The sequence below is a fragment of the Trichlorobacter sp. genome, from assembly GCF_030247655.1.
Classification (GTDB): domain Bacteria; phylum Desulfobacterota; class Desulfuromonadia; order Geobacterales; family Pseudopelobacteraceae; genus Trichlorobacter.
In genome coordinates this window covers 1-3424 of sequence record NZ_JAOTRZ010000273.1, presented here as the reverse complement: position 1 = coordinate 3424, position 3424 = coordinate 1, and the positions used below count along the sequence as shown (strand labels likewise).

At 46.9% G+C, this 3424-nt stretch carries 5 protein-coding genes and 3 tRNA genes; all 8 read right to left on the bottom strand.

All coding sequences use genetic code 11. From position 1 onward, the window contains the following. Nucleotides 1–64 precede the first annotated feature (64 nt). Nucleotides 65–382: a hypothetical protein gene (locus OEL57_RS15475; RefSeq protein ID WP_300741695.1), complete on the bottom strand. Its 318-nt coding sequence runs from the start codon at nucleotides 380–382 to the stop codon at nucleotides 65–67. Beyond that, entirely contained in the window at nucleotides 366–1052 is a 687-nt protein-coding gene (gene ftsE / locus OEL57_RS15470; RefSeq protein WP_300741697.1) for a cell division ATP-binding protein FtsE, read from the bottom strand. Before ftsE ends, OEL57_RS15475 begins: the two co-directional genes overlap by 17 nt. 283 nt (nucleotides 1053–1335) lie before the next feature. Next, nucleotides 1336–2055 carry a polyprenol monophosphomannose synthase gene (locus tag OEL57_RS15465; RefSeq protein ID WP_300741694.1) on the bottom strand — a complete coding sequence of 240 codons (720 nt, stop codon included), beginning with the start codon at nucleotides 2053–2055 and terminating at the stop codon, nucleotides 1336–1338. A gap of 68 nt (nucleotides 2056–2123) precedes the next feature. Next, nucleotides 2124–2200, bottom strand: a tRNA-Asp gene (locus OEL57_RS15460). A gap of 72 nt (nucleotides 2201–2272) precedes the next feature. Beyond that, a tRNA-Val gene (locus OEL57_RS15455) sits at nucleotides 2273–2348 on the bottom strand. 17 nt (nucleotides 2349–2365) lie between these two features. Further along, nucleotides 2366–2442 (bottom strand) — tRNA-Asp (locus OEL57_RS15450). 37 nt (nucleotides 2443–2479) lie between these two features. Next, nucleotides 2480–2758, bottom strand: coding sequence for an HU family DNA-binding protein (locus OEL57_RS15445; protein WP_078790688.1), 279 nt, complete (start codon nucleotides 2756–2758; stop codon nucleotides 2480–2482). A gap of 93 nt (nucleotides 2759–2851) precedes the next feature. Next, on the bottom strand, nucleotides 2852–3424 hold a 573-nt coding region (locus tag OEL57_RS15440), incomplete at its 5' end, for an AAA family ATPase (protein ID WP_300741691.1).

Below are 3424 nucleotides of genomic sequence, written 5' to 3'. Positions count from 1 at the left end.
CAAGCAGAGCCTCTTGACCTTTTAACCGTCCTTTGAAGCGCTTTAACGCCTCCTCACGCCCGCCCTAGGTCGCTTTTGACGTGGCAGGGAGGGCCTGAATTCTGTTTTTAAGATCACTCTGTTCCTGTGGGGTAAGCTCCTTGTCAAAATAAACAGTAACCTGAACTTTTTCACTCCAGTTATCCGCTGCGTTTTCAAGGTTTACAAACAATAGTAAAAACAAAGAGACTATCAGCAGTGCTAAAGTGATGGTACCTACCGTCACCACGTTTACAAAAACATTCTGACGAATATTGGTTAAGGCCCTCCCCATAAAATAACGCAGTCGTCCTTGGGCACCCGGTGCAGTCATGGCAGGACGCTTGTTAGTGAATTTCTTCATTGCGTACCTCCCCGTTGTCTGCAAGTTCACCATTTTGCAGTCGTATGATCCGATAGTGGGCATGTTCAATCAGTCGTCGATCATGGGTGGCAACAACCACGGTGGTTCCTCTGACGTTAGCCTCTTTAAAGATATTCATAATCTGCATCTTGTTTGCATCATCAAGATTGCCAGTTGGCTCATCAGCCAGCAGGATTTTAGGTTCATTAACCAGTGCCCTGGCAAGAGCAACCCGTTGCTGTTCGCCACCGGAAAGACGTTGAGGTGTCAGGCTGATTTTATTCTCCATTCCCATTTGACGCAGGATATGCATTACCCGTTTACTAATGTCAGCCTTGCTCCCGCCCCCCTGTACCTCAAGGGTGATGGCAACATTCTCAAAGACAGTCCTGTTCTGGAGTAGTTTGAAATCCTGGAATACCACCCCGATCGCACGCCGCAAAAAGGGCAGCTGAGACGAGGTTAAGCGGCTGACATTCTGCCCATCAATGAGTACCTGACCGCGTGATGGCGTCAGGGCGCCATACACAAGCCTTAAAAGTGATGTTTTACCAGCACCAGACGGACCGGTTAAAAAAACAAACTCACCTTTGGCTACGTTGAAATTGATGTTTTGCAACGCTGAAGCGTCTCTTTGATAGGACAAAAAAACGTTATGGAACTGAATCATCATGGTCACCAGTGAGTAAAGGGATGTTCAGATTGTAATAGCACAGATGGAAGTGAATGGGAAAACTGAAAAGTTTGAAGTACGGTAAGTACGTCATCAGGCCAAGCGCAGGGCTATCATCCATAAACCAGCAGATACAACTGACGTCCCCCCCCAGATTAGTGCTGGTCTGGATTGAAATACTCCTAAACGGGGAAATGCCTTGAATATGAATAGCAGGCTGCTGGCTACCCAGCACCAAAAGAAGGTAACGGCAATTACAGACCAGAGTTCCTTGGACATGTTACCTCCTGTGTCTCAACAGACTACTCAGCTTCAGTTTCCAAACCATCAGTACCGCTTCTCTTACAATCCGTTTTGACATCTTTGATTGTCCTACACGACGATCAATAAAGATTATCGGTACTTCACATATTCTGGCTCCAAGTTCTGCAGACCTGAAATGCATCTCGATCTGAAATGAGTAGCCGTCTGATTTTACACGATCAAGATCAATTAACTCAATCAGGCTACGACGAAAACACTTAAAACCACTGGTACAATCCATAATTGTCAGACCAGTGACCAAGCGGGTATACCAGTTGGCACCATAACTAAGCATGAGCCTTCGTAAAGGCCAGTTAACCACACTGATTCCGTTTAAATAACGCGACCCGATTACCAGGTCATGATCCTTAATCTGTTCAAGAAAAATCGGTAAGATTGAGGGGTCATGGGAAAAATCAGCATCCATCTCAATTAACAGATCAGCTCCCAGCTGCATAGCGCGCCGAAACCCATCTCGGTAGGCGGACCCAAGTCCCAATTTACCTGGGCGATGCAGTACATTGATACGATCATTTGTACTGGCAAGTTCATCAGCAAGCTGCCCCGTACCATCGGGAGAGTTGTCATCAACAACCAGGACCTGCAGGGATGCATCCTGTTGCAATACCTGCTCTATCAGGCGTTGCAGGTTATCCTGTTCGTTGTAGGTCGGTATGACAACAAAGGCCTTGCTCATGTTGATAAATTACCTCGTATCATTACAAAAAGAAAGAGGGTGCCTGGAGAGCACCCTCTTAAAACTAATGGCGGGGTTGACGGGGCTCGAACCCGCGACCTCCGGCGTGACAGGCCGGCACTCTAACCAACTGAGCTACAACCCCAAATTGTAAATAAATACTTTTAAAACCAGTTTGATAAAAAAAGGAAAAGTTGCCTTTTCCTTTTAATAGTTATGGTGGGTGAAGAGGGGATCGAACCCCCGACATCCAGCTTGTAAGGCTGGCGCTCTCCCAGCTGAGCTATTCACCCAAATCTACTTTTTAAAATGGCGGGGTTGACGGGGCTCGAACCCGCGACCTCCGGCGTGACAGGCCGGCACTCTAACCAACTGAGCTACAACCCCGAATTTGTATCAGGTATAACGTGGTGATGCAGACTTCTTACTTACCGTTTACAGCTTCCTTCAAGGTTTTGCCAGGCTTGAACTTAGGCACAGTAGCAGCAGCAATGTTAATCTTCTTGCCGGTCTGTGGGTTCTGACCTTTACGAGCAGCGCGCTTGCTGGTGCTGAAGGTACCAAAGCCAACCAGGCTGAGCTTATCGCCCTGCTTGAGGCAGCCAGTCACAGCGGAGACAAATGCAGCAACAGCTTTTTCAGCCTCTACTTTTTTCAGACCAGCTTTTTCAGCAACGGCGGTAATCAGTTCAGCTTTTGTCACGTTACACCTCCATAAGAGATTGGTTAGGGAAGAATCAAAGAGAAGAAGTTTTTATCAATGCTTTTCAAAACTGTCAAGCACTTTTTTCAGCATTTATGCGACTGCAGAGCTTACTGACTGATCATAGACCAATAAAGGCCGCTCTTTGTGGTAAATTACATCCTCACTGATAACAACTTCACGCACTGTATTCTGTGAAGGAATCTCGTACATTACATCCAGCATTGATCCTTCAAGAATGGCTCGAAGACCACGTGCACCGGTGTTGCGTTTTAATGCTTCCTTGGCAATGCTCACCAGGGCGCCATCAGTGAAACGCAGCCGGACACCTTCCATATCAAACAGCTTCATATACTGTTTGGTGAGGGCATTTTTCGGTTCTGTCAGTATCTGTACCAAAGCATCTTCATCCAGTTCGGTCAAGCTGGCAAGCATCGGTAATCTGCCGATAAACTCAGGAATATACCCATATTTAAGCAAATCTTCCGGCGTTACCTGTAACAACAACTCACCGGCCTTTTTTTCCAGCTTTTTCTTGACATCCGCACCAAAGCCCAGCGTCTTTTTACCGATCCGCTGCTGGATGACACCATCCAGTCCGGCAAAAGCACCGCCGCAGATGAAGAGAATATTGCTGGTATCAACCTTAAGGAATTCCTGTTGGGG

Excerpts from the sequence above, each read along its gene's own strand:
- OEL57_RS15475 (WP_300741695.1), bottom strand. The coding sequence starts at position 382 with ATGAAGAAATTCACTAACAAGCGTCCTGCCATGACTGCACCGGGTGCC.
- OEL57_RS15465 (WP_300741694.1), bottom strand. The coding sequence starts at position 2,055 with ATGAGCAAGGCCTTTGTTGTCATACCGACCTACAACGAACAGGATAAC.
- ftsE (WP_300741697.1), bottom strand. The coding sequence starts at position 1,052 with ATGATTCAGTTCCATAACGTTTTTTTGTCCTATCAAAGAGACGCTTCA.